Here is a 3037-nt window from a genome sequence, read left to right as displayed (position 1 = left end):
CGACGGCGACCACCGCCGGTGCGGCCACCGATGCCGCCGCGCCGCCGCTATCGGCCTGCAGCCGCTCGAGCTTTGCGCAGATCGCCGCGGCGGCCGCCGCGTCGGGTTCGGCGCTCGCGCGGTAATCGGCAAGCTGGTCGGACAGCACGTCCTTCGTCTCGAGGAACGCGTCGACCATTTCCTTCGTCAGCGTCAGCTCGTGGTTGCGCGCGCGGTCGAGCAGCGATTCGAGAATGTGCGTGGTGTCGGTCAGCGCGGAGAACCCGAACGTCGCCGCGCCGCCCTTGATCGAATGCGCGGCCCGAAAGATCGCAGCGAGATCCTCGGCGTCGGGCGAGCCGACGTCGAGGTTCAGCAGCAGTTGCTCCATCTGCGCGAGCAGCTCGTCCGCTTCGTCGAAGAATGTCTGGTAGAACTGAGTGATGTCGAGAGTCATGCCCGGTCACCGGTTGGGTTCATCGCGTTCATGTCAATTGGCGGCCGGCTCGGACAGCGTCGCGACAAGCTCGACGAGCACGTCCGGGTCGATCGGCTTTTCGATCCAGCCGGTCGCGCCCGCGTCGCGCGCCGCCGCCTTGAACGCATCGCTACCTTCGGTCGTCAGCACGAGGATCGGCGTGTCCGCATACGCGCTCAGCTGACGCAGCGCGGCGATCAGCTCGAGCCCGCTCTTGCGCGGCATGTTCTGGTCGGTCAGCACGAGGTCGTATGGCGTCGTCGCCGCGAGGTCGAAGCCGGCTTCGCCGTCCGCCGCCACCGTCACCTCGTAGCCGGCCTGCGCGAGCGTCGCGTGCAGCAGCGCGCGCATCGTCGCGGAATCGTCGATCGCGAGAATGGTCCGGATCATGCGTGCCTCCGGCCTGCCGCACCGGCAAGGCGGGCCGCGCTGTCGGGCGGCAACGGACGTCGTGCGCGTGAAGATCGTTTCATGGGTGTCTCGAATCGAATCAACATCAGGGTTTCGGCGCGGCCGCAACGGGCGACACCGGCGCGACCGGCGCCGGATGCGCGCCGGCGAGCTGCTGCGCGAGCTGCGTCGAACCCGCGGCGTCGGCCGACAGCGTCGTGGTCGTCGTGTCGTCGCGCGTCAGCGCCTCTTCGGATTTGCGGTTCAGCACGATCACGCTGATCCGGCGGTTTTCCGGGTCCAGCGGATCGGCCTTGTTCAGGTTCTGCGTCGACGCGAGGCCGAGCACGCGCAGCACCTTCGCCTCGTCCATGCCGCCCGCGATCAGCTCGCGGCGCGACGCGTTCGCGCGATCGGCGGACAGCTCCCAGTTGCTGTAGCCGCCCTCGCCGCCCGCGTACGGCACCGCATCGGTGTGGCCCTGCACGATGATCCGGTTCGGCACGTCGTTCAGCGTCTTGCCGATCTCGCGCAGGATGTCGCGCATGTACGGCTCGACCTGATCGCTCGACATCGCGAACATCGGCCGCTTCTGCGTATCGACGATCTCGATGCGCAGCCCCATCAGCGTCGAGTCGATGCGGATCTGCTGCTTGAACTGGCGCAGCGTCGGGTTCGCTTCGATCGCGGCCATCAGCTTGATCTGCAGGTCGTGCAGCCGCACCTGCTCGCGCCGCTCGAGCGCGCCCTGCATCCGCGCCTGCGCGGTATCGTCGGTCGGCTTCGCGACGCGCTCGGCCAGCTGCGTCGTGCCGTCGGTGCGGCGCAGCGTGCCCGCGTCGACGCTCGACAGGTCGCGCCCGCCACCGTTGATGATGCTCGAGTCCTGCGAGCTGCGATCGCCGCTGCCGAACAGCGCCGCCCTCAGCGGCGTGTTGAAGTATTCGGCGATTCCCTTCAGCTGTACCGGCGTGACCGAGCTCAGCAGCCACATCAGCAGGAAGAAGGCCATCATCGCCGTCATGAAGTCCGCATACGCGAGCTTCCATGCGCCGCCGTGATGGCCCTTCTTCTGCGGGGCCACCCGCTTGACGACGATCGCGCGTTCCTTGCCCTTGCTCATCGCTCGCTCCGCGTCATTTCGCCTTCACGCGGCGCACGTGCTCTTCGAGTTCCGCGAACGACGGGCGCTCCGGCGAGAACAGCACCTTGCGGCCGAACTCGACCGCGATCGCCGGCGCATAGCCGTTCAGGCTCGCGAGGATCGTCACCTTGATGCACTGGAACATCTTCGTCGACTCGGCCACGCGCTGCTCCGCGAGGCTCGCGAGCGGCCCGATCAGCCCGTACGACAGCAGGATCCCGAGGAACGTGCCGACCAGCGCCTGCGCGATCATCGCGCCGAGCACCGCGGGCGGCTTGTCGGCCGACGCCATCGTGTGCACGACGCCCATCACCGCCGCGACGATCCCGAATGCCGGCATCGCGTCGCCCACGCGCATCAACGCATGCGCGGGGCCTTCGCCTTCCGCATGGTGCGTCTCGATCTCCTCGTCCATCAGGCTCTCGATCTCGAACGCGTTCATGTTGCCGCCGACCATCAGGCGCAGGTAATCGGTCAGGAATTCGACGATGTGGCGATCGGCGAGGATCTTCGGGTACTGCGTGAAGATCGGGCTTTTCTCCGGATCGTCGATGTCGGCCTCGAGCGTCAGCGTGCCTTCCTTGCGCGCCTTCGCGAGCAGCACGTACAGCAGCGCCATCAGCTCCATGTACACGTCCTTCGTGTATTTCGAGCCCTTGAACAGCGTCGGCAGCACGCGCACCGTCGCCTTGATCGTCTTGGTGCCGTTGCCGAGGATGAACGCGCCGAGGCCGGCGCCCGCGATCATCAGGATTTCGAGGGGCTGGACCAGCGCGCCCAGATGCCCGCCCGCCAGCGCATAGCCGCCGAAGACGGACAACAGCGTCACGAGTGTTCCTACGATAATCAGCACTGCCTGTCCCTCACGAAAGACCGGCGGGGAGACCGCCGTTAAGTGGTTTACGGCAGTGGGCAGGAAAACTTTCGCGGCCGCGCGGGCGCACGCGGACGGTGTTTACCAGCAATCCGCCGGGGGCGGCGCGGCCCGCACGACGCCGCACGCACGCGTGCCGGACGGCCGTGCGGCACGGCCAATGCGCCGCGCG

General features: G+C 67.7%; 4 protein-coding genes. All 4 read right to left on the bottom strand.

What is annotated here, in order from left to right:
- Positions 1 to 436: Hpt domain-containing protein (locus tag HMPREF3115_RS12095; RefSeq protein ID WP_176748746.1), on the bottom strand; the 436-nt coding region annotated here is incomplete at its 3' end.
- A 33-nt stretch (positions 437 to 469) separates the two neighbouring features.
- The gene (locus HMPREF3115_RS12090) at positions 470 to 847 is read right to left on the bottom strand and encodes a response regulator (RefSeq protein ID WP_070554541.1); all 378 of its coding nucleotides are present in this window, start codon (positions 845 to 847) and stop codon (positions 470 to 472) included.
- Between the two features lie 106 nt (positions 848 to 953).
- Positions 954 to 1970 carry a flagellar motor protein MotB gene (motB, locus tag HMPREF3115_RS12085; RefSeq protein WP_006408309.1) on the bottom strand — a complete coding sequence of 339 codons (1017 nt, stop codon included), beginning with the start codon at positions 1968 to 1970 and terminating at the stop codon, positions 954 to 956.
- A gap of 13 nt (positions 1971 to 1983) precedes the next feature.
- Positions 1984 to 2844 carry a flagellar motor stator protein MotA gene (gene motA, locus HMPREF3115_RS12080; protein WP_006408308.1) on the bottom strand — a complete coding sequence of 287 codons (861 nt, stop codon included), beginning with the start codon at positions 2842 to 2844 and terminating at the stop codon, positions 1984 to 1986.
- Positions 2845 to 3037 lie beyond the last annotated feature (193 nt).

The sequence above is a fragment of the Burkholderia sp. HMSC10F09 genome (assembly GCF_001806955.1).
GTDB classification, from domain to species: domain Bacteria; phylum Pseudomonadota; class Gammaproteobacteria; order Burkholderiales; family Burkholderiaceae; genus Burkholderia; species Burkholderia multivorans.
The sequence above is the reverse complement of the archived record's forward strand: the minus strand, read 5'-3'. Positions and strand labels throughout refer to the sequence as shown.

What these genes read in the sequence shown, in the direction of transcription:
- HMPREF3115_RS12090 (WP_070554541.1), bottom strand. Translation starts at nt 847, where the DNA reads ATGATCCGGACCATTCTCGCGATCGACGATTCCGCGACGATGCGCGCG.
- motB (WP_006408309.1), bottom strand. Translation starts at nt 1,970, where the DNA reads ATGAGCAAGGGCAAGGAACGCGCGATCGTCGTCAAGCGGGTGGCCCCG.